17 protein-coding genes are annotated in these 26,392 nt (G+C 66.0%); 6 read left to right on the top strand and 11 right to left on the bottom strand.

Annotated features, from left to right (window positions below):
* Positions 1-345 precede the first annotated feature (345 nt).
* Both QW887_RS30300 and QW887_RS30295 read right to left on the bottom strand, forming a co-directional pair.
* Positions 346-2,571 (bottom strand): adenylate/guanylate cyclase domain-containing protein, encoded by a 2,226-nt coding sequence (locus tag QW887_RS30300; protein WP_316169570.1) that lies wholly within the window; start codon positions 2,569-2,571, stop codon positions 346-348.
* A gap of 108 nt (positions 2,572-2,679) precedes the next feature.
* Positions 2,680-8,991: a VCBS domain-containing protein gene (locus QW887_RS30295; RefSeq protein WP_316195730.1), complete on the bottom strand. Its 6,312-nt coding sequence runs from the start codon at positions 8,989-8,991 to the stop codon at positions 2,680-2,682.
* Between the two features lie 606 nt (positions 8,992-9,597).
* Here QW887_RS30295 and QW887_RS30290 point away from each other — a divergent pair.
* The 3 genes from QW887_RS30290 (at position 9,598) to QW887_RS30280 (ending at position 12,828) form a co-directional block, all read left to right on the top strand.
* Positions 9,598-10,359, top strand: coding sequence for a transglutaminase-like cysteine peptidase (locus QW887_RS30290; RefSeq protein WP_316167323.1), 762 nt, complete (start codon positions 9,598-9,600; stop codon positions 10,357-10,359).
* Positions 10,360-10,555: 196 nt separating this feature from the next.
* Complete coding sequence (locus QW887_RS30285; RefSeq protein ID WP_315713705.1) at positions 10,556-11,305, top strand: ABC transporter ATP-binding protein; 750 nt, start codon at positions 10,556-10,558, stop codon at positions 11,303-11,305.
* Entirely contained in the window at positions 11,302-12,828 is a 1,527-nt protein-coding gene (locus QW887_RS30280; protein ID WP_315713704.1) for a permease, read from the top strand. Before QW887_RS30285 ends, QW887_RS30280 begins: the two co-directional genes overlap by 4 nt.
* 5 nt (positions 12,829-12,833) lie before the next feature.
* Here QW887_RS30280 and QW887_RS30275 read toward each other — a convergent pair whose 3' ends face one another.
* The gene (locus QW887_RS30275; RefSeq protein ID WP_315713703.1) at positions 12,834-13,739 is read right to left on the bottom strand and encodes an alpha/beta hydrolase; all 906 of its coding nucleotides are present in this window, start codon (positions 13,737-13,739) and stop codon (positions 12,834-12,836) included.
* A 110-nt stretch (positions 13,740-13,849) separates the two neighbouring features.
* Between QW887_RS30275 and QW887_RS30270 the strand changes: the two genes are divergently transcribed.
* On the top strand, positions 13,850-14,668 hold the full coding sequence (locus QW887_RS30270) for an MBL fold metallo-hydrolase (protein ID WP_315754972.1): 819 nt from the start codon (positions 13,850-13,852) through the stop codon (positions 14,666-14,668).
* Here the strand turns inward: QW887_RS30270 and QW887_RS30265 are convergent.
* On the bottom strand, positions 14,665-15,117 hold the full coding sequence (locus QW887_RS30265; protein WP_315754973.1) for a cupin domain-containing protein: 453 nt from the start codon (positions 15,115-15,117) through the stop codon (positions 14,665-14,667). The genes QW887_RS30270 and QW887_RS30265 overlap by 4 nt on opposite strands.
* A 327-nt stretch (positions 15,118-15,444) precedes the next feature.
* On the opposite strand from QW887_RS30265, the gene QW887_RS30260 reads away from it, so the two are divergent.
* Positions 15,445-15,909 (top strand): DUF4399 domain-containing protein, encoded by a 465-nt coding sequence (locus QW887_RS30260; protein ID WP_315754975.1) that lies wholly within the window; start codon positions 15,445-15,447, stop codon positions 15,907-15,909.
* A gap of 87 nt (positions 15,910-15,996) precedes the next feature.
* On the opposite strand, the gene QW887_RS30255 is transcribed toward QW887_RS30260, so the two are convergent.
* Both QW887_RS30255 and QW887_RS30250 read right to left on the bottom strand, forming a co-directional pair.
* Positions 15,997-17,253, bottom strand: a complete 1,257-nt coding sequence (locus QW887_RS30255) for an aminopeptidase (RefSeq protein ID WP_315825905.1) — start codon at positions 17,251-17,253, stop codon at positions 15,997-15,999.
* A 1,083-nt stretch (positions 17,254-18,336) separates the two neighbouring features.
* Complete coding sequence (locus QW887_RS30250; RefSeq protein ID WP_316172713.1) at positions 18,337-18,732, bottom strand: GFA family protein; 396 nt, start codon at positions 18,730-18,732, stop codon at positions 18,337-18,339.
* A gap of 346 nt (positions 18,733-19,078) precedes the next feature.
* Here QW887_RS30250 and QW887_RS30245 point away from each other — a divergent pair, with 346 nt between their 5' ends.
* Positions 19,079-19,645 carry a hypothetical protein gene (locus tag QW887_RS30245; protein ID WP_315825903.1) on the top strand — a complete coding sequence of 189 codons (567 nt, stop codon included), beginning with the start codon at positions 19,079-19,081 and terminating at the stop codon, positions 19,643-19,645.
* Positions 19,646-19,704: 59 nt separating this feature from the next.
* Here the strand turns inward: QW887_RS30245 and QW887_RS30240 are convergent, their stop codons facing one another.
* From QW887_RS30240 to QW887_RS30220, 5 genes are read right to left on the bottom strand one after another with little or no spacing between them, the layout of a single operon-like run.
* Positions 19,705-22,878: a CusA/CzcA family heavy metal efflux RND transporter gene (locus QW887_RS30240; protein WP_316195727.1), complete on the bottom strand. Its 3,174-nt coding sequence runs from the start codon at positions 22,876-22,878 to the stop codon at positions 19,705-19,707.
* On the bottom strand, positions 22,871-23,854 hold the full coding sequence (ihpB, locus tag QW887_RS30235) for a divalent metal ion exporter adaptor subunit IhpB (protein WP_316195725.1): 984 nt from the start codon (positions 23,852-23,854) through the stop codon (positions 22,871-22,873). Before ihpB ends, QW887_RS30240 begins: the two co-directional genes overlap by 8 nt.
* Positions 23,851-25,119 (bottom strand): divalent metal ion exporter subunit IhpA, encoded by a 1,269-nt coding sequence (gene ihpA / locus QW887_RS30230; protein WP_410052631.1) that lies wholly within the window; start codon positions 25,117-25,119, stop codon positions 23,851-23,853. The genes ihpB and ihpA overlap by 4 nt, the downstream gene beginning before the upstream one ends.
* Before the next feature lie 58 nt (positions 25,120-25,177).
* Positions 25,178-25,597, bottom strand: coding sequence for a hypothetical protein (locus QW887_RS30225; RefSeq protein ID WP_315752156.1), 420 nt, complete (start codon positions 25,595-25,597; stop codon positions 25,178-25,180).
* Between the two features lie 21 nt (positions 25,598-25,618).
* Positions 25,619-26,206, bottom strand: coding sequence for a LysE family transporter (locus QW887_RS30220; protein WP_316195721.1), 588 nt, complete (start codon positions 26,204-26,206; stop codon positions 25,619-25,621).
* Positions 26,207-26,392 lie beyond the last annotated feature (186 nt).

Below are 26,392 nucleotides of genomic sequence, written 5' to 3'. Positions count from 1 at the left end.
CCGCAGACTGGAGCGCGCTATCGTTCGGTCAAGCTCGTCATCCTGTCGCTCGCATTCATCGGCAAGCTCGCGGCGGTGGACGCCCAGACATCATCCAATGGGCCTGTAAACCCCTTCGTCCCATCGTCATCGAAGCAGGATGCGGGCAAGCTGCCGCGTGCCAAGCGAAGTCTCCCGCCACGGCATTCCACCCGCCCCGTCCCCGGCACGGATGAGCGCAGCAAGCGTTGCCCGCCCTATTCGGCTTATGTGGTCTGCAAATGATGAGCATACTCATCGCGCGGGCACCGGACCAGGCCAACGAGGCCGCCGCGACATGATGCGAACTCGGGAACGGACCACCGGCTACTTCGTCAGCAGTGCGTACGCCCCGTTCCAATCCTCGGGCGGCGGATTGACCTGGTAGTTGCGGATGCGTGCGTCATAGAGATCATAAAGCTTGGCCAAGTCTTGTCCCTGGTCGCTCTTGCGGCCGCGCTCGATCGCGGCCAGCGCCCCTTCCCAATCGCGGCTGCGATAGCTCGCCAGCATCTCGATGGTGAGGTTGCGGAGCAACTGGAAGCGCTCGGAGTACATCACGTCCTCGCGGCCGGCGATGGCGTAGATCACCTCCGGCTCGGTCTTACCCTTGACCATGATGAAGTCGAGCTCGAGAATCGCGAGCCGGTCCTTCACGGCCATCGCAGTCGCCGAGCCGACGATGATCGGAAAGCCGTACTCCTTGGTCTGGCCCTCCAGGCGCGACGCGAGGTTGACGCTGTCGCCAAGCGCCGAATAGTTGAACTTCAGGTCGGAGCCCATGTTGCCGACCACGCCGATGCCGGTGTTGAGGCCGATGCCGACCTTGAGCGGAATGTAGACGTGGCCGCCATGCTCGGCCTCCTGCTCGCGTTCGCCGTTCACCTGATCGATCCGCTCGAGCATGTCGAGCGCCGCCTCGCAGGCATTGATCTGATGATCCTTGTCGGCGAGCGGCGCGTTCCAGAACGCCATGATGGCGTCGCCCATGTATTTGTCGACATAGCCCTTGCGGGCGATGATGGCGTTGGTCAGCGGCGTGAGGAAGCGGTTCATCAGCTGCGTCAAGCCCTGCGGATCGTGCTTGTAGCTCTCCGAGATCGTGGTGAAGCCGCGCACGTCCGAGAACATCACCGTGATCTCGCGCTCCTCGCCGCCCAGCGTCGGCGGCGATTGGGCAAGCTGCTCGACCAGCACCGGCGACAGATATTGCCCGAACACCGAGCGCATCTGCCGGCGCTGATTCTGCTCGCGGACGAAATTGGCGAAGATCAGCGTCAGATAGATCGCCGTCGTCGACAGCATCGGATAGGTGAAGTCGATCAGGAGCCGGTGCTGGGTGTAGAAGTACCAAGACAGGCCAAGCAGCGCGCTCGCGAACACCGCTCCCACGATCACCAGCGTAATGGCGCCGAGCTGCGGAGCGAAGACGATGACGAGCAGCCCTAGCAGGAGCGCGCCAAAGAACTCGACCACGACGCCCCAATAAGGCCGCGCCAGGATCGACCCGGTGAGCACCGACTCCAGCACCTGGGCGTGCACCTCGACGCCCGGCATCGCCGAATAGACAGGTGTTGTCTTGATGTCATTCAGGCCAATCGCGGATGGCCCGATCAGGATCAGCTTCCTCGCGATCTTCTCCGGTGGTACGCGGCCCTCGAGCACGTCGATGGCGGAGACATAGATGGATGGGTCATGATTGGCGTAATGGACCCAGATCTTGCCGTTGCCGTCAGTCGGAATGTGAACGCTGCCCAGCCCGATGCTGGTGATACCGCCTGGATCGGCCTTGACCAGAACAGTGCCGGACCCGGTCAGGACCCGCAGCATTTCGAAGCTCAGCGCCAGCATCTTGATGTCCTGGGCTCGCATGACCATGGGCACCCGGCGGACGATGCCGTCACGCTCCGGCTCGATCGTGAACAGGCCCCGGCCGGCCGCCGCATGCTCGATCAGCGGCACGTTGCGCAACAGCCCCGGGAACGGCTCCATGAAGGGGATGGGCTCCCCTACCATCGCAAATCCGGTCTCCGGCAGCGTCTTGTCGGGTTCGGCCCGCACGTCGCGGCTCGCCGTCTCGCCGAGGACGACGCGCGACCGGCGCAGGGAATCGGCGAGCACCTGATCGTTCGACGGCAGCGCCCTCAGCTTTTCGCGCGTCGCTTCGTCGAGGCTGGGAAAGGTCTCAGCTGCAATCGCGGGATTCAGCCGGTCCGGCTCGGCGAACACGACGTCGAAGGCGATGACAAGCGCGCCGAGCTGCGTCAGTTTGTCGACGATCTCGGCGATCCGCGTCCGCGGCCATGGCCACTGACCGAGCTTGGGGTCGGCGACACTCTTCTCATCGATGTCGACGATGGTGACCGGGCGCATCGTCTTGACCCGGGGGCTGAACGCCTGGAAGTTGTCGAAGGCGCGGAGGCGTAGCTCCTGCATCGGCGCGGGATCGGCAGCGCGCAGCGCCGCGAAGGCGACCAGCAGCACCAGGCACATCAGGCGCGCAAAGCCGAACTTGCGTGCGAACCATCGAGGAACTGCTCTCAATCGCTTCATGCAGCATCCGATATCACGCCGAGGCGGGCGATCCGAGGCGTCTGATCGTCTCCAAAGAGCGCTCGGCTTGGCAACGCCGGCGCCCGCATCGCAGACGGACGTGCGGGCTCAGACGAGGTGGAAACCGTCGTGATGCGCCTTGAATTGATCCAACGTCACCCCCTTGAGCGTGAGCGTATCATGCACCGCATCGGTGATGACGGTGTCGTGGCCGCCATTGGCCGACTGCGCGGCAGCGACCATCGCTTCGACGCTGGCAAACAGCGAATGATCGAGCTCGACGATGTCCTTGTTGAGATCGAAATCGCCGATCGTGGCGCTGCCGAAATGCGGGTTGAAGACGAAGGTGTCGTTGCCGTCCTTGCCGAAGATCGTCACGCCGCCGCCGACATTGACGAAATTGTCGTTCTGGTCCGTGCCGTTGAACGTCGATGCGCCGTTGCCGGCCAACGTGACGGTCAGCGCCTTGGTCGCAGTTCCGCCTCGGCCGTCGCTGACGTCCGCCTGATAGGTCACGGTCAGCGTGTCACCGGGATTGAGAAAATCCAGGTTCACATCGGCCGGATGATATGTCCAGTGCAGCACCTCGGAGCCGCCATCGGATATCGCGCGGTCGAAGGTGATCGCGTGGGCATCGGCCAGCGCCTGGACATGGGCGTTCGAGGGCAGGCTCGGCAAGCCATTGTATTTGATCACGCCGTTCTGGACCACCGAAGCGGTCAGCGTGTCGCCGACATCCCTGTCGAGCACCGTCAAGGTGCCGGACATGCCGCTCGTCAATTTCACCGGCTGATCGGCGATGAAGCCGGCCGAAACATTGTCGAGCTCGAACGCATTCTGGCTGCTGGCGAGCACCACCTTGTTGAACGGCGACAGGCCGAGAAACTCGACATAGCCGTTCGAGGCCAGCGACGCCTGCCCGCCATTGGCGAGCAGCGGCGCGACGTCGCTGCCCGTGTAGGACGCCACCAGCTTGTTGCCGTTGTAGAAGGAGATGCTGTTGTAGCTGTCGACCGAGCCCCAATACAGCCCGAAGCTGTTCTTGACGCTGTCGAAGGTGATGGTCTCCTGGGCGTGGCTGCCGACGCTGAGATAGTTGGTCTTGTCGGCGCCGTCGGCCATGTAGGGCGCCGCCGACACCGGGGAGGAGCCGTGCACGATTCCCGCATTGCCGCTGGCCGTGAACGTCGCGTGCAGCGCCTCGCTGTAGAAGCTGCCGTGACCGCGCCCGTTGTCGGAGATCGAGCCCTCCGACCCGCGATCGAACGTCTCGGTCGGCATGCCCTCGGCATTGGTCTTGGCGGTGCTCGCCAGCACGGTCGCCCGCTCGGCCAGGACGACGGTCTGCACGGTCGGATTGGTCTCGCCGGTGATGACGGGCGCGTCCTCTGCGCCATTGACCGTGATGGTCACGGGCACGTTCTGAACGCCGCCGTGGTCGTCGGCGATCTCGATTGTGTAGGTCAGCGTCACGTGCTGGCCGGCTCCGAGATAGTCGAACGCCTTGTCGCCGGCAGCGAAGCTCCAGGCCTGCGATCCCGCACCGTTGCCGGACTCGGTGAGCGCACCGAGTGACAGCCAGCTCTTGAGCACGGACATGTCCGACGGCAAGCCGCCGTCGTTGCCCGAGGTCGCGACGTCGCCGATCACCTTCAGAACATGCGCGTCGGTGACATCCGCGTCCGTGAAGGTGATTGTGCCGCTCGCCGTGTCGAGCAGGCTCGATCCTGACTCGGCCGTACGCTCCACGATGATGGCCGCCTGCGCATCGCTCCTTACGACCGGCAGATCGTTGGTGCCGGTGATGGTGACGACGATCGTCGACGTCGCAGTGCCGCCTTCATGATGATCATCGAGCGTCACCGTGGTCGTGACCTTGATGGTCTGCCCGGCGCCAAGAAAATCGAGCTTGCCGTCGGCGATGGCATAGGTCCAGTCGACCTTGCCATTGTTGGCATTGCCGCCCTGGCTCAGTTGCAGCGCCTGTTCGAACGCGGCGATCTGGTCCGGCGTCAGTTGGCCGGACAAGTCGGTGTGCCCATCGGCCGCGACCCATGTCACGCTCTGCGCATGAGGAAGGATCGACGCTGTCGGGCGGTCTGTGAGGTCAACGTCGCTGAAATGAATGGTCCCCGTGACGCTTTGCAGATCAGACGAGCCCGTCTGAGCCCCCGTTTCGGTCAATGCACCCGGCTTGCCGGGATCTGTAACCACCGGCGCGTCGTCCTTGGCCGTCAACGTGATCAGCGTTCCGCCATTCACGTCTTTGCTGCCGGCGAAATGCAGGCCGCTGAAATCTCCGACGAGGGTCAGAGCGATGCTGTGCCCTTCGCCGTCGATCACGGTGAGCACGCCCGTTTCGGCGTCATAGGACGCCGTCGTCGCGTCACTCCATTTGATCGTCTGGAGATCGATCTTGTCGTCTGCTCCGAGGCCGGCGAGTTTGGCGGAGAAGCTGGCGTCGTCGATGACGATCTCGCTGCTTCCTTCGCTGCTGAAGTCGATGACCTGATCGACGTGGCCAGCGACGGTCAGCGTCGCGTCGGCATCCACCTTGATCAGCCCCGAGCCGGTGACATCCCCGTTGATCTCGAACGTCCCGGCCGTGATCTCGATCGTGCCGTCGTTGTAGATGGTTCCGCTGAGTCCGCTCGCGCCGCTCGCCGTGATCGTGCCATAGATATAGAGATTGCCATCACCGCTCACCGTGGTGCCGGCGAGATCGAGCGTCGCACCGAGATCGACGGTCATTCTGCCGACATTGTCGACGTCCACGCCCGAAAGGGTCACGACGTCGTGGCCGGCAATCTCCAGCGTGCCGGCGATCCGAATGTCCAACGTGCCGCCGGTGATCGTCGTGCTTCCGTCGAGCACCAGGGTCGACGCCACCGGGACCGTGCCGTCCTCATCGATGATGATCTGGCCGCCGGTGTTGTCGATGGTGACATTGTCGAAGGTCGTCGCAGCCGCGGTCTCGACATGCACGATGCCGTGGTTGACGAGATCGCCGCCGGTGATGGTGCTCTGCTCGATCAGCAGCAGTGCGGCTTCGTCCACCTGGACTGTGCCGGAATTGTCGACGGTGACACCGGCCAGGGTCGCGGTCTCGTCTGCAGCAACCTCGAGCGTCGAGCCGTCGCCGATCGTGATGTCGACATCGGTCAACGACGCGCCGCCCTGAACGGTCAGGATCGCCGTCATTTCCGCAAGCGGACCGGTCTCGCCGATCAGCAGCTCTCCGCCAGCGACGGCGCTGCCGTCGATCGTGCTGTCGCCGTCGACGGAGATCGTCCCATCGCTGGTGATAGCGCCGCCGGCGATGCTCGTGCCGCTCAGAGAGAGAGCACCAGCCAGCGCAATGGTGATCGCGGCGGCGTTCGCATTCGTGATCGTCTCGTCCTCGAACGCATTGCCGCTGCCGGACACGGCGATCGTGTCGAAATTGTCGAGCGTCCCGCCGATCAGCGCGGCGTGGCCGATCAGGGCCACCGCTCCGCCGGACTCGTTGATCAGCGTGCCGCCGCTGACGCGCGCCTGTGACAGGGTCAGCGTTCCGGCGTCTTCGACCGTGATCGTACCGTCGGTATTGTCGATGCTGGTGTCGTTGGCGAGCGCAAGCGCGCCACCCGCCTTGATGTCGATCAGGCCGACGTTCGTGACGATCTCGTTCGAGATGGCATTTCCGGCGCCAGACACGTCGACCGCGCCGAAATTGGTCAGCTGGCCATTGCTGATGTCGGCTCCGCCTTTCAGGACGAGCAGACCGTTGGCTTGCGGTGGCGTTTGCCCGTCGTTCTCCAGCGTGCCAAGATTCTGAACGATCGGCATTCCCTGGATCAGAATGGTGCCGCCATCGATGCTGCCACCCTCCAGGGTCAGCGTCGCGCCCAGGTCGACCTGGATGAGGCCGGAGCTGTCCTCATCGGCGTTCGCAACGTCACCATGCACGGTCAGCGTACCGCCGGACAGCTCGATCGTTCCGGTGTTGAAGATGCCGGCGTTCGCCCCGAACACGCCGCCGCCAGCCAGCAGCACGGTGCCGGCATTGTGAAACTCGCTTTGTTCGAGGATCTGCGCGGAGCCGCCGACGGTGATCGTCGCACCCGAGAAGTTGTAGATGAGCGAGTCGGCCTTGGCCGTCAGCGCGCCGCTGATCGTCAGCGTGCCGTTATTGTCGAGCTCCGGAACGGCGCCGCCGCCGAAATCATTCAGCGTGACCGATTTGGCGTAGGCGTAGGCGTCGTCGTCGACCGTCACCGGAAAGGCCGGCGTCAGGCCGTGCAGCTGATCGGTGATGATGATGACGTCATCATCGGCGGTCGGAGCCAGACCGGTTGCCCAGTTCGCGCCGTCGCTCCACAGATGAACCTGCCCCCCGCTGCTCTCGCCAGGCTGCGTCGTGGCGATCCAGACCACCGCCGGATCGTCGGTGCCGGTGATCGTCACCGTGACCGTCTGCGTCGATGTCGCGCCTTGCGAGTCCGTCACGGTCACGGTGTAGGTGAGCGTCAGCGTCTGACCCGCGGGAATGAAATCCGCGACATAGACCGGCAGGTTGGCGAAGCTCCAATTGATCTTGCCGGTGCCGCTTCCGGTGCTGTCGGAGGCCAGAGACGCAGTCAGGGCCTGTTCGAACAGCGCGAACGGGGCCGGCGGAATGCTGCCGCCGCCCTCCAAAACCGCGCTGGTCAGCTTCGCCGAGACGGTATGGCTGTCCGTGAGATCAACGTCCTTGAAGGTCAGCGTGCCCGAGGTCGGATCGTCCGATGTCAGCGGACCGCCGGGCACGCTGGTGCCGCCCTCGAACGCGATGGTCTGGACGCTCGCAACGATCTCGGGCTTGTCGTTGGTCCCCGTCACGGTGATCGTGATCGGGACCAGAGCGAATTCGTTGGACGGCGCAAAGTTGTTGTCCACGCGGACGATGTAAGTCAGCGTCAGCGTTTCACCTGCCGCCAAAAAATCGAAATACTTGTCGGGAACGCTGTAGGTCAGCGTCGCCGTGCCGAAATTCTTGTTGTTCGGATCGGGCGTGACCGTGATCTTCACCGCGGTCGCCAGGACGTCCTGCAATTGTAGGGCATTCAACGAGGCCGTGACGTCGGCCTGCTGCGCGCTCTTATAGGCGTAGGAACTGAAACTGACGGACACCGTCGGCCGGTCGATGCCATTGATGTCGACGAAATTGACGCGACTGAGCACGGCGTCGAGATCGGCGCCGTTCCCGGTCTGACCGGCGCGCTCCATAATTCCGAAAGCCGTCGTCAGCCGGCCGCCGGTATCGAGAATCCTGACTTCCGGCGGACCCGGGATGTGCGACAGCTGCTCGCCGGTCTGGCCAGTCCCGGTCGTCGCGCCGGTGTCGTCGACCACGCGGATGATCGGCGTCGCGCTGGTGCCATTGGGCAAGGTCAGCGGCGTCAGCGTCTGCGGCACCCCGATGTCGGTGAAATGGGTCGTCGACTTCGGATTGCTGTTGTCGGTGAACTTCAGCGTGAAGACGTCATTGATGAGCTTCTGGATGTCCGGCGTGAGCGGGACAGCGCTCTGATTCACGATTCCGTTGCTGATCTGGATCTGCTGTCCGGCCTGATTCACCACAGCGATCGGCTGCAGCGTCGTCTTGTCGAACAGAACGTAGGAGCCGGTGTGGCCATCGGGCTCGACCAGCACCTGGAACTTGGCATCGGGCAGACTGCCCTGCCCCGGCACCGTGAAGTCGATCTCGACCAGCACGGCCGTGCCGCGAATGCCCATGGTCGCCACGGGCGTGTCGACCTTCATGTCGCCATGCTTGGCGGTCTCGCCGGCCACGAACGAGATCGTGCCGGCGACGAGGCTGATCAGCGAGGAATTGTTCGACCCGTTGGGGTCGTACACCATTTCATTCAGCACCATCCGCGCATTCGACGACAGGCCGAACACGGTGCCGTCGATGAAGGTGATGCCGAGCGTCGAATCCGAGCCGGACTGGACGACGTCGCCCTTCTCGACGTTGTCGCCGTTGTGAAGGAGGATCGAAACGCCGTTGCGGATGACCGTCGCGGTGCCCTGCAGCTTGGTCACATGGCCGATGACCTTGCTCACGCTCGCGGCCGCCCCGGCCTGGCTGACCTGCACCGCGCCGGAGAGCGCGTTGACGAGGTCGCCGGTTAGATGCGCGCCGTCCGGCGAGGCCAGCGGCGCGCGTTTCTCGCCCTTGAAATAGTCCGGCAGCACCATCTCGCGTCCGTCGGACGACAGGATCAGGTCGAGACCAGACCGCTTGAAATCGGCATTGAACAGAAAATGCGCGTCCGGAACGACGATCGCGTCGGTCGGCGCATGGGCATGCGGCGTCTCCAGCCGCACGTGACCGTGCGAAGAGGCGCCCCGGCCTTCGGAGAAAAGCGCGGCGTCAGAATTGCCAGCGTAATTCAAGGGGCCACCGACTATGGTTAATGAATACATAAGAATGAGTGTTCAAGGCGTGCATATCACTGGCAAGTGTCTGGCGGAACCACCTTCAGCTTGTGCTTCAGGTGGCCAAAAACGGCGGCTTCCGCGGGATGGCTACGATGTTGTCGAGTTTCTGCCCTCTTTAAAGCTGACCCCGGCCGAGACCTTCTAAGTCAAAATTCACGTCGTTTCAGAAAATCAAAGTAATTCCAAGTATTCATAGGCCATCCAATACCTTTGCCGACATCAACATCCGCACCGGCTTACCCCTGACAACGGATTTCAAGTGGAGGACTGCGGGTGGGAGAACAAGAATCGACGAATTGCATCAATTTGGCAGGAGCTGCGGATGGGTTCGAAGCACAACTTCACCGCGAACCCTCCAGACCTTCGCGACCATCGTTCAGCTTTCGCTAGGATTTGTCGCATCGGAGCAACACAACGTTCAGCGTAAATCCCGCGATTTGGTCGCCGGATTGCCGGTTTTAAGCAGAGGCCAAGCCTCCGCACCCATGCTGACCCCCAACAAGCATTCGGTTCCGTCAGGCGCTGCGTCGCGCCGGCCGAGATCCGGGCACGGGGCGTCACATGAATTTTCTTGCGCTGATGCGCGCATCGCTGGCGGCCGCGGCCGCCAGCGCCGCCATATGGATCGGCGGCCCAGCGGGCGCCGGTCCTGTCGCGCAGCCGTTGGGGTTCGCAACCGCCATCGAGGATACGGCCGAGCCATTCGGCCTGCCGCGGGTCGGCCTGGAGGCCGGCGCGTTGCGCGACAAGTGGTTGGCGCTCGCGCGCAAGCTCGAAGACGAGCGCGTACAGCTCGCGCTGTGCGATGGCGACCGCGAGCGCTGCGTCTCCCCTGCCGCCCTCAGCCTGCTGGCGATCATCGATCAGGGCCGTCTCCGGGCGGGACGGGCAAGGCTCGGCGAGATCAATCGGGCGGTCAATCTGGCCATCCGGCCGGCCAGTGATCTCGCTCAATATGGCCAGGTGGACGTGTGGGCCTCCCCTCTCGCTACCTTCGAACGCCGTGCCGGCGATTGTGAGGACTACGCGATCGCCAAGCTCGTCGCGCTTCGGATGGCCGGCGTTGCCATCGACGATCTGCGGATCGTGATCCTGCACGATGTCGTCCGGGACGAGGATCACGCCGTCGCGGCGGCGCGCCTCGACGGGCATTGGCTGATGCTCGACAATCAGCGCATGGCGATGATCCAGGACAGCGATGCGCGGCAGGTGCGGCCGTTGTTCGTGATCGACGAGACCGGCATCTCCCGGTATCAGGCTTTGCCCCTGATGGCGGAGGTCCGGGCGCTGTCGCCTGAGGGGACGGCTTCCGTGAACTATTGACGATCGCGCATCGTTGCCGCGTGCCCACAACTTGAGACGTGGCCGGGAGTTCACGGGACGAGGACGGCAGGAATGCGGCCAGTGCGCCGACGGAACCGGCCGGCACCGAAGGACACGATGCGGCGGCTCGTTCACCGCGCCGCAACGAGTTGCATCCACATTGCAGACGCGAACCGAACGAGGCGATAGTGCCGTCATGACCCCAGGCAGCCCCGCCCTCGCCGTGCGAGGACTGACGAAATGTTTCGAGCGGCCGGCGGTCGATGCGCTCGACCTCGTGGTGCGCTCGGGTGAATTCTATGCACTGGTCGGCCCGAACGGCGCCGGCAAGACGACGACGCTGCGCATGGTCGCGGGCCTGCTGCGGCCGGATGCCGGGCGGATCGAGATCTTCGGCATCGATGCACTGCGCGACCCGATCGCCGCCAAGCAGGTGATGGCCTGGGTCTCCGACGAGCCCATGATCTACGACAAGCTCACGCCGCTCGAATATCTCGAGTTCGTCGCCGGACTGTGGGGCATCGATCCGGCGGCCTCGAGTAACGCGGCAACCGAACTTCTGGTCTCGCTCGGGCTGGAGCCGCATCTGCACGAGCGCTGCGAAGGCTTTTCCAAGGGCATGCGCCAGAAGGTCGCGCTCGCCGGCGCGCTGATCCACGACCCGCGGCTGATCATCCTGGACGAGCCGCTGACGGGCCTGGACGCGGTGTCGGCGCGGCACGTCAAGGGCCTGCTCGCCGAGCGCGTCCGCCGCGGCGGCACGGTGATCATGACCACGCACATTCTCGAAGTCGCCGAGCGCATGGCCGACCGGATCGGCGTGATCGCCGCCGGGCGCGTCGTCGCCGAAGGCACTCTGGCCGAGCTGCGCCAGCAGAACGGTCGCACCGACACCAGCCTGGAGGAGTTGTTCATCGCACTGGTCAACGTCGCGTCCGCGGCATGACGCGGGCGGCGACGCTCGCCTGGTTCGCCCGTCACGAGCTCCGGCTCGCCTGGCGGGAATGGCTCGGCATGATCACGGCCGGCAGGCGCCGCCGCACGCGGGCCGCCATCATCGGTCTCGTGCTGTTCGGCGCCCTCATGCATCTGCCGGCCTGGGTCGTGGTCGGTCGCTACGCCGATCTCGAGCTGCCGCTCGACAAGACCGCGCTGATCGTCATCACCGCGACCATCATGCTGTCCTGGGCGCTGATGCTGTCGCAGGCGATCGAATCCGTCACACGCGTGTTCTACGCCCGTGCCGACCTCGATCTCATCATGTCGTCGCCGGTGCGGCTGGCCGAGATCTTCTCCGTCCGGATCGCGGCGATCGCGCTCTCCGTGACCAGCATGGCGCTGCTGCTCGCGACCCCCTTCGTCGACGTGCTGCTGATCGAGGGCGGCGCACGCTGGCTCGCGGCGTTCGTCGTGGTCGCAGCCGTTGGCCTGTCGGCGGCCGCGGTCGCCATTGCCATCACGATCGTCCTGTTCCGCCTCATTGGTCCGGCGCGAACGCGGCTGGTCGCCCAGATCCTGGCTGCCGTGATCGGCGCCGGCTTCGTCATCGTGCTGCAGATCGCGGCGATCGTCTCCTACGGCACGCTGTCGCGCTTCGCCATCCTCACCTCGGATGCCGCGGCCGCCATCGCGCCCGATCCCGACAGTCTTGTTTGGCTACCGGCTCGAGCGGCGCTCGGCGACGGCCAGGCGCTGCTGATTCTGCTGGCAGCCGGACTGTTGTTGCTCGGCGTCGTCATGATGGTGTTCTCGCCGCGCTTCGCCGACACCGCGATCAGCGCCGCGGCCCAGGGCATCTCCAGCCGCGCCGGCGCACGCGTCAGGTCGTTTCGGGGCGGCTCGCGGCAGCAGGCGCTGCGGCGCAAGGAGTTCATGCTGCTGCGGCGCGATCCCTGGCTGATCTCGCAGACGCTGATGCAATTGCTCTATCTGGTGCCTCCGGCGCTGCTGCTGTGGCGCAGCTACTCCGACAGCTCGCAGGCGGTGTTCCTGATCACGCCGGTCGTCGTGATGGCGGCGGGCCAGCTCGCGGGCGGCCTCGCCTGGCTCACCATCTCCGGCGAGGACGCGCCCGAGCTGGTGGCGACGGCGCCGCTGCCGGCGACGCGCATCGTGCGCGCCAAGGTCGAGGTCGTGCTGATCACGATCGCGATGATCTTCGCTCCGCTCGTGCTTGCGCTCGGTTGGGTCGCACCGGCGCAGGCGGTGGTCACGGCCGTTGCCGTTCTGGTCGCGACCGTCTCCTCCACGGCCATCCAGCTCTGGTTCCGGATCCAGGCGCGTCGCAGCCAGTTTCGCCGCCGCCAGACCTCGTCGCGGCTGGCGACCTTTGCCGAGGCGTTCTCCTCGATCGGCTGGGCGGCGACCGCGGCGCTGGCGCTCGCGCTGCCCGAGGCCGCCATCGTCTGCGGCCTGATGACCGCGGGCCTGTTGCTCGCGGCCTGGAAGCTGAGCCCGGCGCGGGCGTGAAGCGTTCAGCGCAGCAGCTCCGTCACGGCGGCGGCGAACGCCTCCGGCTCTTCCTGCGGCAAATTGTGGCCGGCCCGCGCGATCACGCGATGGCCGATCCGGTTGCTGAACTTCGCAGCATGCGCCTGGCCGTCCGTTGCCGGGATCACGCCGTCGGCGTCGCCATCGAGCGTGATCGTAGGCACGGTGATGACGGGCAGGGTCGCCAATCGCCGCTCCAGCTCCTGATAGCGCGGATCCCCATCGGCCAGCCCGTAGCGATGCCGATAGCTGTGGATCACGACATCGACGTGATCGGGATTGTCGAACGCCTCCGCCGCGCGCGCGAAGGTCGCATCGTCGAAGCGCCACTGCGGCGACCATTGCTGCCACAGCAGCCGTGCGATGTCGGCGCGGTGGGCGGCGAGCCCGGCGCGGCCGCGCTCGGTCTGGAAGTACCACTGATACCAGAACGCGAACTCGCGCGGCACCGGCGCCGGCTCCAATGCCCGCGCGATGTCCTGGATCAGATAGCCGTTCACGGAGACCAGGCCCGTGCAGCGCTCGGGCCACAGCGCCGCGCCGACGCAGGCAGCCCTGCCACCCCAATCATAGCCGGCGAACACGGCGCGCGGGATCGCCAGCGCATCCATCAGCGCGACCAGATCGGCGCCGACCGCGGCCTGCTGGCCCGAGCGCGGCGTCGATGCGTCGCGGAAACGAGTGGGTCCATAGCCGCGCAGATAGGGCACGATGACGCGGCAGCCCTGCGCGGCGAGGCGCGGCGCGACCTCGACATAGGAGTGGATATCGTAGGGATAGCCGTGCAGCAGGATGACGACGGGGCCATCGGCCGGCCCGCTCTCGACATAGGCAATGCGGAGCACGCCTGCGTCGATTTCCCGCAACGGCTGCAACACCCGATCCGTCATGCCATCTCTCCACGTCGTCGCGCCGCGCTCTCGAGCCGGCCGTTGCGCCGAGGATAGTTCTGATCCGGATTCCCCGCTACACTCACACCCGCTGTCGAAGGGGAACTGCCATGCTGCGCTCGCTGGTCTCGCTGCTTGCCGTGCTGGTCGCGTTCGCATCGCCCGCTCTGGCGCAATCGGGGCCGCGCACCAGCGAGTGCCTGGCGATGGCCGGCAACCAACCGCGCGCGACGCCGGTCAGCCTGCGCCGGACGGCGTCTGCCGGCAACGAGGTGACGATCACCTATGCCGGCCACTCGACCTACTTCATCGACACGCCGATGGGCATCCGCATCGCGACCGACTACAGCGGCGCCTATCAGGTCGGACGGCTGCCCGACGTGATCACCATGAACCGCGCGCATTCGACGCACTACACGCTGGCGCCCGATTCGCGCATCCCGCATGTGCTGCGCGGCTGGGGCGACGACGGCAAGCCGGCCCAGATCTTCGAGCGAATCGGCGACGTGCTGATCCGCAACATCACCACCGACACCCGCCGCTATTTCGGAGATTCCATCGGCATCGACATGATCAAGGACGGCAACTCGATCTTCATCTTCGAGGTCGCCGGCCTGTGCATCGGCCATCTCGGCCACCTGCACGTCAAGCTCGACGAGACGCATTTCGCCGCGATCGGCCGGCTCGACGTGGTGATGGTGCCGATCGACGGCACCTACACGATGTCGCTCGACGGCATCTCGGAGATCACCAAGCGGCTGCGCGCCTCGGTGGTGCTGCCGATGCACCGCTTCGCGACGCCGCTCGACGAGTTCATGCGCAAGATCGGCCAGCAGTTCGAGATCGACCGCCGCGCCGAGCGCACCTTGAAGATGTCGCGCGAGCTGCTGCCACAGGTCCCGACCGTGATCATCCTCGACGGCGTCTAGGCGCCCGCAAGGCTGGTGCCGCGGCGGCCTTCCGGCGTCAGGAACATGCGCTTGAGCTTGTTGATGACCCGCACCGCGAGGCCGAGCACGTAGGGCTGGGTCTTCAGGCAGAAGGCGAGCTTCTTGACGTGACCCTCGACATGCCACTTGGCATGCGCGCCGTCGCGGAAGAAGATCACGTCGCCCGGCCCGTAGCGCTTCGCCGGCATGCCCTCGCTCTCCAGCGTGATCGCGCCTTCGAGGATCAGGATGGTCTCGTCGAAATCGTAGTACCAGTTGAACTTGCCCTCGGTGCAGTGCCAGACGATGGTCGAGCCCAGCCCGTCGCTGCTGCGCGCGATGGTGCAGGAGGTCGCGGTCGGATTGCCCTCGATGATCCAGGACGGCTCGATCGGAGCGGGCGCCAGGTCGACGGCGAGATTGGCGGTTTCGATCAAGGACGGAGACATCTTGGACCTCAAATGCATGGGACTGAAATGACCGGGCGAACGCCGGCACGAGCTTGCGAGCGTAGCCGATTGCACCTAATGGCTGCTTTCCGCAGTCGTTAAGATTTGAACAGACCACCGCGACCAGCCGTCGCATCACAAACACGCAAGCGCTATAAACTTCACGCGAACGCCGCAATTTGTTCGCGGCCTCGCCAAACCTGCTGATCTACTGTTTGCTCGCACTGCAAGATGCGGACAGGCGCCCCTCCGGTCGCCCTGCCCATCCTGCGCCGTGCCGTCACCTTTAAAGATTTGCCGCCTTCGCAGAGATAAGGATTTCCCAGGATGCGCCGACTGAGCCTCGCACTCGCCCTCACGCTGTCCGCCGCCGCCCTTGCAACCAGCAGTCTCGTCATGGCGGGCGAAACGCCCGCCCCCGAAAACGCCAAGGCCTACTTCATCAACCTGAAGGACGGCGACACCGTCTCCTCGCCGGTCCTGATCCGCTTCGGCCTGTCCGGCATGGGCGTCGCGCCGTCCGGCACCGAGGCTCCCAACACCGGGCACCACCACCTGCTGATCGACGCGCCCGCGCTCGAGGGCGACGCACTCAACGAGGCGATCCCGGTCGATGCCGGCCACGTGCATTTCGGCAAGGGCCAGACTGAAGCCTCGGTCAACCTCACGCCGGGCAAGCACACCTTGCAGCTCGTGCTCGGCGACTGGAGCCACATCCCCCACAACAAGCCGGTGATGTCGGAGCGGATCACGATCGACGTGCAGGCCACCACCGGCAGCGCCAAGCAGTAGGCAGGTTCGATCGACGACGACACCGCCGCGAGCATTGCTCGCGGCTCGCTTCGGGCCGGTGCACGCGTGGCGCCGGCCCGTCATGCGTCAGGCCCACTCGCCCTTGCGGAACACCGGGACGCGGCGACCATCTTCATGGAGGCCGTCGATGTCGGTGTCGGCCGCGCCGATCATCCAGTCGATGTGGATCAGGCTCTGGTTGCCGCCCTGGGCTGCGATCTGCTGCGGCGACAGCGACGTGCCGTTGACGAAGCATTTGGAGTAGCACTGGCCGAGCGCGATGTGCGAGGCCGCGTTCTCGTCGAACAGCGTGTTGTAGAACAACAGGCCGCTCTTGGAGATCGGCGAGGAGTGCGGCACCAGCGCGACTTCGCCGAGCCGGCGCGCGCCCTCGTCGGTGTCGAGCACTTTGTTAAGCACCTCCTCGCCCTTCGAAGCCCTGGCCTCGACGATGCGACCCTCCTCGAATCTGACCTGGATGTTGTCGATCAGCGTGCCCTGATAGGACAGCGGCTTGGAACTGACGACGTGACCCGACACACGGCGGCAATGCGGCGTCGTGAACACTTCCTCGGTCGGAATGTTGGCGTTGCAGGTGATGCCGTTCTTGGCAGTCGAGGCGCCGCCCTCCCATTCATGGCCGTCGGCAAGACCGATCGTCAGGTCCATGCCGGGTCCGGTGTAATGCAGCGCGCTGAAACGCTGGCCGTTGAGCCACTCGGTGCGCTCGCGCAGCACCGCGTTGTGGCGCTCCCAGGCAGACACGGCATCCTCGCGGTCGACACGCGACGCTGCGAAGATCGCGTCCGCGAGCTTCGCCACCGCGACCTCCTCCGGCACGTCCGGGAAAACCAGCTTGGCCCAGGACGGACTCGGATAGGCAATGATGTTCCAGTTGGTCTCGAAATTGGTGATCTTTTCCAGCGCCGGCTGATAGGCCTTGGAGTTGGCCTTGCTGGCGCGCGCCACCTTGGCCGGATCCTGGCCGGACAGCAGCATCGGATTGTCGCCGACGATGGCGAGCCGCGCGGTGTTCTCCGAGAACGCCTTGGCCATGCCCTGATAGAGCCAGTCGGCGGCGCGATCGAAGCTGTTGTCACGGCCAAAACGGTAGCGCGCCAGCGTCAGTTCCTCGTCGGAGAAGAACGAGGTCACGATCCCAGCGCCGGCCTTATAGGCGTGTTCGGCGACCTTGCGCACCAGCGGCAGCGCCATCGAGGGCGCGGTCAGCAGCAGATCCTGACCCGGCTGCAATTGCAGGCCCACCTTCACCGCCACCTCGGCCAGGCGGTCGAGCTTCACGGGATCGATGGCGGTATCGAAGCTGCTGAAATGTGCGGTCATCAGGGGATCCAGTTCCGTTTCTTTGCGGTGTTGAAGAGATAGGCCAATCGATGGGGCGGTCAATGGTGAAGGGGAGACGGCTCCTGCATCGCCTCTCCGCCCTCGTCGCCGTGCAGGGCATGGCCCGGACAACTGCCGTGAAGGTGTTCGGAGACATAGCCGACACCTCGGAACGGGCCCTATGGATCCGCATCAGTCGCTCTCCAAAGCTAAGCCGCGAGCTCGGTGCCCACCCTCCCCTGGAGGGGGAGGGTCGCCTCGCGGTGAGCGAAGCGAAACGTGAGGCGGGGTGGGGTGATCTCTCCACGTGCACAAGCGCTCGCGGAGAGATCACCCCACCCCGCTCGCCCGCTTCGCGTGCGACCGACCCTCCCCCTCCAGGGGAGGGTGGGCACCGAGCCATTGGCGCCGTCGTGATCAACAATTTTGAGGCATATGGGATGTGCATATGGGGATGTGCGTCCGTAGCCTCGCGGCGCCCTGGGCGTCCGAGTGATACAGTGGTCTCACCCTCTTCAAACGAGAGGGTGCAGGGAAGGCCGGACCTCGACTGAGGCCCGTGGCCCGCCTGCTCAAAAAATGCAGGCGGCAGGTACCACAGGTCCAGCCGGACGATCCGGCCCTCCCTGCGCGATGGCGCTACGGCTGCTTCGCGTTCTCCCCGGTGCGCCGGGCTTTTGGGTCACCGTCACCCACGCGGCGCCATTGGCGCCAGCGCAGGCTTGATACTGGCATCGGAGTATCAGGACCACGCGACTTGACCGTGCGAGCCGATGTTGTTCGTCCGCGCGAATGACCACGCTGCAAACCGGCCCGCCCATCACATCCCACCTCCACGCTTCGTGACGACCGCGCAGCGCCCCTCGTCGATGAGGCGGGACAGCGACAAACAATCATGATTTTCCGAAATTGCCAAGCAGGATATTTTTTCTGCCGGGACTGGACAGCCCAAATCGGCCTGGACTTGCTCGTGAAATCGGATTCCGGACGCAGCGGCGATCGGGCGGATATGAAGCCTCGACAGGCTTGTCCGATCTCGGCGTGAGGGGCATGAGTCGCCCGACGAGCGGCATTCTGATTGCGTCAGTCCTCGACGCGCAGCCCGTCACCATCAACGTACCAGTCGGCACGTGACGCCCAATGCACATGGCGATCGGGAACGGCGCCGAGCGGCTCGTCGAAACTCCCGGCGGGAATGATCGCCTCGCGGCCGCTGCGCGTCAGATGCGGCATCGGGCTGCCGCAAGTGCTGCAGAAGGCGGTGGCGAAGCTGCGCGCCTGCGGCAGGTCGAACCGTGTGACGTTCGCCTTGCCCCGCATCCAGCGCAGCGCCGACGCCTTGACGATGACCTCACAGGAGTGCGCCGTGCCGCTGGCCTTGCGACAGCGCGAGCAATGGCAATTGAGGAAGTTGTCGAACGGCCCATCGACCTCGAAGCCGACCCGGCCGCAGAGGCAACTGCCGCGGAACGTGGTCATGACGATCTCCTGTCGTGGTCTGGAACGGAATGCCCAAGAGCGCGGCACGCGTGGAGGATGTTATTTATCCTCATTACATCTTTGTGGCTATTAGGACGACTGAAGGCCGGCCGCGGTCGCCGCGCTGTTAGTAGGTAGTCTGATCTTCCCAAGGGGGAACATTCATTGGTTGTGAGTCATTCTCGACGTCGAGAGTCAATCACTTCGAATGATTTGGAACCAGCCCGAGCGGGCAGCGCCTTCCCGCATTTGCATGGCTCAGGGGTGATTCGGTCACTTTGAGGACATGTTTGGACGTTGATTGGCGCGCGGCAGGGGGATTTCACAGTGTACAGGAGTCCTCCGAATGTACCGCGTTGTAATTGTCGTCGCCGCATTGCTGGCTCTCTCCGTTCAAGCCGAGGCCCGTCCTCGTCACCATCATCATCACTACTCGTACCGACACCATCACTCCTTCATGAACGCCATGGCCTCGATCCCCGGCGAGGGCCGCGTCGTCGGTGGCCGGCCGTCGGGATGCCCGCATGCCTTCTGCGGCTGCGAAGCGTCGCTCTACACGTTCGGCCGGGTCATTCCCGAGTTGAATCTCGCATCCAACTGGCGTCGCTTTCCACGCGCGGCTCCCGCACCGGGCATGGCGGCGGTCCGCTCCGGCCACGTCATGATCCTGCAGCAGCAGGTCGCCGGCAATGTCTGGTATGTGCATGACGGCAATTCCGGCGGTCACGTCACCCGCGAGCATCCGCGGTCGATCGCCGGCTACGCGATCGTGAACCCGAACGGCGGTTCCACGATGTTCGGCGCAGCGGCTCGTGTCACGCGCGAGGCCCGTGCGCCGAGATATCAGCGGTTCGCCCGCAATGCACGCTCCGACGGCTGGATGGCCAGCGCGGCGCCGATGGCCTTCAACTAGGTCCCGACGCCGTCGCGGGCGGGCGGCATGCAGCTATCAAGTCGGGAACTGCATGCCGCTTATGCCGACGCGGACCGCGCCTCGCGTCTGAAGAGCACGTAGAGCGCCGGCAGCACCAGCAGCGTCAGCATCGTCGACGAGATGATGCCGCCGATGACGACGGTGGCGAGCGGGCGCTGGACCTCGGCGCCGGCGCCGGTCGCGATCGCCATCGGCACGAAGCCGAGCGAGGCGACCAGCGCCGTCATCAGCACCGGCCGCAATCGCGCCAGCGCGCCCTCCTCCACCGCGGCCCGCACCGAGCGTCCCTCCCGGCGTAGCCGTTCGATGAAAGCGATGATGACCAGGCCGTTGAGCACGGCGACGCCTGACAGCGCGATGAAGCCGACGCCGGCCGAGATCGACAGCGGCAGGCCGCGCAGCAGCAGCGCCGCGATGCCGCCGGTCAGCGCCAACGGCACGCCGGAGAACACCAGCGCGGCATCGGCGAACGAACCCATGCTCATGAACAGCAGCAGGAACACCAGCGCGAGCGCGATCGGCACCACGATCGTGAGACGCTTGGTCGCCGACACCAGTTGCTCGAACTGTCCGCCCCAGCCGATCCAATAGCCTGGCGGCAGCTTGACCTTCTCCGCGACGGCGGCCTGCGCATCGGTCACGAACGAGCCGAGGTCGCGGGCGCGAACATTGGCTGACACGACGATCCGCCGCTTGCCGTTCTCGCGGCTGACCTGGTTCGGCCCCGGCGCCGAAGCCACGGCCGCGACCGACGACAGCGGCACGTAGCGCGGCTGTGCGGCCGAGGAGAAGGCGGTGCGCAGCGGCGCGGCATTCGCCTCCTCACCCGCCGGCAGTGGAATCGGGATCGCGCGGATCGCATCGAGATTGCCGCGCAGACGCTCGGGGAGGCGGACGACGATGTCGAAGCGGCGGTCGCCGTCGAACAGCTTTCCGGCCGCCTTGCCGCCGATCGCGATTTCGACCACGCTCTGCACCTCGGCCACGCTGAGGCCGTAGCGCGACAGCGCCTGGCGGTCGATCCTGACCGTCAGGATCGGCAGCCCCGCGACCTGCTCGGTCTTGACGTCGGTCGCGCCATTGACGCCGCGGATCGCGGCTTCGACCTGGCGCGCCGCGCCCTGCAGGATATCGAGATCGTCGCCAAAGATCTTGATACCGACGTCGCTGCGCACGCCGGAGATCAGCTCGTTGAAGCGCAACTGGATCGGCTGCGAGATCTCGTAGTTGCTGCCGGGGATCTCGTCGGCCGCCGCCTCGATCTCGGCGACGAGCTGCGCCTTCGGCTTCGCCGGGTCGGGCCACGCCTGGCGCGGCTTCAGCATGATGTAGCCGTCACCCTGCGACGGCGCCATCGGATCGGTCGCGACCTCGGCCGTGCCGATGCGGGTGAACACGTCCTTCACCTCCGGGATGCGCCGCAGCCGCGCGTCCAGCGCCTTCTGCAGGTCGACCGAGAGGGTGAGGCTCGTTCCGGGGATGCGCAGGGCCGCGAGCGCGACGTCGCCCTCGTCAAGGCTCGGAATGAACTCGCCGCCCATGCGCGTCGCGGCAAAGCCGCTCGCCGCGACGATCACCACGGCCAGGGCTACGACCATCAGGCGGTGCGCGATCACGCCGCGCAGCAGCGGCGCGTAGACCCGCCGCGCGCCGCGCATGATGAGGTTCTCCCGCTCGGATACCTTGCCGGTGACGAAGATCGCGACCGCTGCCGGCACGAAGGTGATCGAGAACAGCACGGCGGCACCGAGCGCCATCAGCACCGTCAGCGCCATCGGCGTGAACATCTTGCCCTCGACGCCGGTCAGCGTCAGCACCGGAAGATAGACCACGGCGATGATGCCGGTGCCGAACAGGCTCGGCCCGATCACCTCGCGCGCGCCGCTGATGATGGTCTGCAACCGCTCGGCGGTCGTGAGCAGTCCGCCCTTGCGATGCTGCGCCTGGGCCAGCAGCCGCAGGCAGTTCTCGACGATGATGACGGCGCCGTCGACGATGATGCCGAAATCGATCGCGCCGAGGCTCATCAGGTTGGCGCTCACCCTGCTCTCGACCATGCCGGTGATGGTCATCGCCATCGACAGCGGGATGATGCAGGCTGTGACCAGTGCGGCCCGGATGTTGCCGAGCAGGAGGAACAGCACGACGACGACCAGCGCGGCGCCTTCGAGCAGGTTCTTCTCCACGGTGCGGATCGTCGCTTCGACCAGATGGGTGCGGTCATAGAGCGTGCGCGTGACCACGCCCTCGGGCAGCGACTTCGCGATGTCGTCGAGCTGGGCGGCGACGCGGCGCGCAACGGCGCGACTGTTCTCGCCGATCAGGAGCATCGCCGTGCCCAGGATCGTCTCCTCGCCGTTGAGCGTCGCCGCCCCCGTGCGCAGGTCGCGTCCTTCGGTCACCTCGGCGACGTCTCCGATGCGCACCGGCGTGCCGCCGCGGGCGCCGATCACGATGTCCTTCAACTCGGCGGCGCTGCCGACCTGGCCGGGCGCGCGCACCAGATATTGCTCGCCATTGCGCTCGATATAGCCGGCGCCGACATTGGCATTGTTGGACGCCAGCGCCGCGATCACGTCACGGAAACTGATGCGATAGGCCATCAGACGGCCGGGATCGGGCAGCACGTGGAACTGGCGCTCGAAGCCGCCGATCGTGTTCACCTCGATCACGCCCGGCACGCCGCGCAGTTGCGGCCGGATGATCCAGTCCTGGATGGTGCGCAGATCGGTCGGCGAGTAGTCGGTGCCATCAGGCGTCCTGGCGCCGGGCTTGGCTTCGACCGCATACATGAAGATCTCGCCGAGCCCGGTCGAGAGCGGTCCCATCGCGACCTCGACGCCCGGGGGCAGCTGATCCTTGATCTGCTGGATGCGCTCGTTGACGAGCTGGCGCGCGAAATAGATGTCGGTGCCGTCCTGGAACACGACGGTGACCTGGCTCAACCCATAGCGCGACAGCGAGCGCGTGTAGTCCAGCTTCGGCAGGCCGCCCATCGCGGTCTCGACCGGGAAGGTGATGCGCTGTTCGGTCTCGAGCGGCGAGTAGCCGGGCGCCTTGGTGTTGATCTGCACCTGCACGTTGGTGATGTCGGGCACGGCGTCGATCGGCAGCCGGGTGAAATTCCAGGCGCCGAAGCCGGCGGCGGCGAGCGCAGCGATCAGCACCAGCCAGCGCTGGCGCACGGCGAACGCGAGGACCGCGTCAATCATGCTCGGCCTCCCCCTTGCCCATCTCCGCCTTCACCACAAAGCTGTTCTCGGCAACGTAGTGTTCGCCGGCGGCGAGGCCATCGCGGATTTCGACATAGGTCGGGTCGGACTCGCCAGTGACCACGGGGCGCGCCTCGATCTTGTCGCCCTCCTCGCGCACGAACACGACGGTCTTGTTCTCCAGGGTCTGGATCGCGCTCGCGCGGACCGCCACGGCGACGCTGCGCTTGGCGAGAACCAGCCGCGCGGTGACGAACAGGCCCGGGCGCAGCCGGCCGTCGGGATTGGCCAGCACGACGCGGGCAAGCGCGGTCTGCGTCTCGCTGGCGCCGACGGGGGCGATGTAGGACACGTGGCCGCGGATCGCGCCGCGTCCGTCATCTGGATCGATCAGCACCTCGTCGTCGAGCCGGACGCGCCGGAGATCCTGGCGATAAATCGACAGGTCGACCCAGATCGTGGAGAGATCCGCGACCACGAAGGCCGGCTTCTGCTCGGAGGCGTATTCGCCGAGCGAGATCTGGCGGTCGATGATGGTGCCGCCGATCGGCGCCTTGAGATCATACGAGGTCAGGCTCTGATTGCTCTCGATCGCGGCGAGCAGCTCGTCCTTGGCGACGGTGTCGCCGATGCGCTTTTTGATGGCACGGACGATGCCCGGAAAGCGCGGCGTCACCTGCACCAGCGCTTCCTGATTGGCGCGCAGCACGCCGTTGAACGCCAGCGTATCCGACAAGGTCGCAGGGCCGGCTTCGGCGAGCGCGACGCCGGCCGCGGCGAGCTTCACGTCGCTGATGCGGATGCGGTCGGCGCCATGCTCGTCCTGCTCGACATGGTCCTTCGGTGCCTTCTCGGCATGATCGGCATGGCCGACGGTTGCCTCGGCCTGCGGCTCCGCCTCGACCAGCAGGCGCGATGCGCCGGCGCCGGCGGCGGCCGCCAGGATGACAATGAGGATGACGGTGGATGGTCTCATCGCGCAGTCTCCCGTGCCAGGGTGAAGGGACGGCCGACCAGGCCTTCGATCGTCGCCACAGCGACATGGATGTTCTGCAGCGCCTCCTGCTCGCGCAGCCGCGCCTGCGCCACGCTCGCCTGTGCGTCCAGCACCTCGAGCAACGAGAAGCGGCCGGCGCTGTAGCCCTGCGCGATCTCGTCGGCGGCCTCCTGCGCCTTCGGAATTGCGATCTCGCGCAGCACGGACAATTCCCGCAGCGAGCCCTGCAGCGAGTCGTAGGCGCGACCGGCGATCACCAGCAGCGCGTTGCGGTTGGCCTTGCGCTCGGCTTCGGTCTTGGCGAGGCTTTCCTGCGCCGAGAGGATATTGCCCTGGTTCTGGTCGAACACCGGGATCGGCACGGAGACGCTGAGCCTGACGGCGTCGTCCTGCGTGTCGTTGAAATGCCGCCAGCCGGCACCGATGCGGACGTCGGGGTACGGCTTCAGCCGCGCCAGCAGCAGCTCGGCATTGCGCTGCGCGTAGACCGCGGTCCAGCGGACGAGCTGCGGATTGGCATCGATCGCCGCGATCACGGTCTGGAACGCCGGCGGCTGGCCGGTCGCATCGAACCGGCCGGTGACGGCCGGGAGCTTCGCCGAGCTGTCGCCGATCAGCACGGCGAGCTCGCGGCGTGCGCTCGAAAGCGTCGCCTTAACGCGCTCGCGATCGGCTCGCACCAGCGCCGAGGCGACCTCGGCGCGGCCGGTCTCCGCCGGCGACGACGCGCCCGCCTCGACGCGACGGCGCAGCAGCGGCGTCAGGCGATCGAGCGCTGCGACCTGATCGTCGAGGATCTGGATGCGCCGCTGCGTGGCGAGCACCGTCACGAAGGCGATCGCGGTCTCCGACAAAATCTCCAGCCGCACCACCTGGCGCTGGATCTCGGCGGCGCGCACGCCGGCCTGGCCGGCGGCGATGCGGGCGTCGCGCTTGCCGAACCATTCGAACGCCTGGCTGATCTGCAAGGTCGTCTCGGCCGATCGCGTGCCGCGATATTGACCCGAGCCGAATGAATTGTCCTGCTCGTAGGACAGCTCGGGATTGAGCAGCGCGCCGGCCTGGAGCCGCTGGCCGGAGGCGATGCCGATGTCGCGGTCGGCGGCGGATAGCCGTGGATTGGCGGCGAGGGCGCGCGACAGCGCCGCGCGGAGGGTCAGCGTCTGCGCCGCGGAGGCGTGCACGGACAGAGCGAGCAGGGCTGCGGCGCCGATGGCACGCGCAGCCATCCCGGGGAATGGCATGAGATGAACCTGTCTGGACGGGCAAGGATGGACGGCATCGGCCGTCCGGCACGTTGCGTCAGCTCAGGCGTTTTGGCGGCGGAGACTCGGACTCGGGGAGGACGCCTGCACTGAGCAGGGGAACGGCCCAGCCGGTTGCGGCCACGACCTCGGCCGGGACGGCGGCGAACTGCGGCTGCGGCACGGCCACCGAGAAGCAGCCATGGCAATGATGGTCGGCGATGCCGCGCTGATCGGTGTGGCCCGCTCGGTCGAGCAGCGACGCGATCTCCGGCTTGCCCGCGGAGGGATGGGCGACGTCGATGTCACAAGCGCCGTGCAGCGCGCCCGCGAGGACATAGGCGAGCATCAGGCAGGCAGCCACGATCCGGCGCAGCATGCGCGAACGGCTCGTGATGTCTCGTTTGCCAATGCTGCGCACCGCGCCCCCTGTTCGGCGAGCGGATAGCACGTGGCCGGCGCGGTTGTCGATCAGCAACAATGTAACAAGCGGAACCGCTCATGGCGCGCCAAGGGCGGGCGCCAGGATCACGCAGGCGAGCAGCGCCAGGGCCGCAGCGCTGCAGCGATAGCCGAGCCACGCCGGCACGACATGTCCGAGACCGCAGCGCAGCGTCGCGCCGAGCACGATCCAGGCTCCTCCGATCGTCGCGGTCGAGAGCCCGAGCACGACCAGGAACGGCCATAGGCTCGCCGCATCGCCTTCCGGCGGCAGCAAGGTGAAGGCGAAGATGATGGCCTTTGGATTGAACAGCGTCGTGATGAACACGCCGCGCAGGGTGACCGGCGCCGCATCGCTTGCGCCGCTGCTGCTGCCATGGCGCCAGAGCGCGGCCGCGAGGTGCAGCAGATAGAGCACGACCACGACACGGAGAGCATGTCCGACCAGCGGCGCGGTCGCAACGAGCGGACCGAGCGTGATGCGCAGCGTCGCGATCGCGAGCAGATAGCCGGCAAGCTCGGCGAGCAGCAGATGAACGGAGGCGTGCACGCCACGACTCGCACCGGCAGTGGCGAGCAGCGTGTTGGTTGGGCCGGGCGTGACGAGCAGCGCGGCGCCCGCCGCGCCGAAGGTCAGGATATCCATGACCGCATCAAGCACGCGCGCCATGCGCCGGCCTTGACGAGCGTCAACGTCCGGCGCCGCGGGCCGCAGTCCCGTTTTCCGGAACGGCTCGTATGTCGGCTTCATTGCGCACGATGGTCGGCCGCGCCGCATGATAGGATCGTATGGCAGCATGCAGGGCGATTGATTGACTTGGCTCTCGTGCAA

This window comes from Bradyrhizobium sp. SZCCHNRI3052, assembly GCF_032484895.1.
Classification (GTDB): domain Bacteria; phylum Pseudomonadota; class Alphaproteobacteria; order Rhizobiales; family Xanthobacteraceae; genus Bradyrhizobium.
The sequence above is the reverse complement of the archived record's forward strand: the minus strand, read 5'-3'. Positions and strand labels throughout refer to the sequence as shown.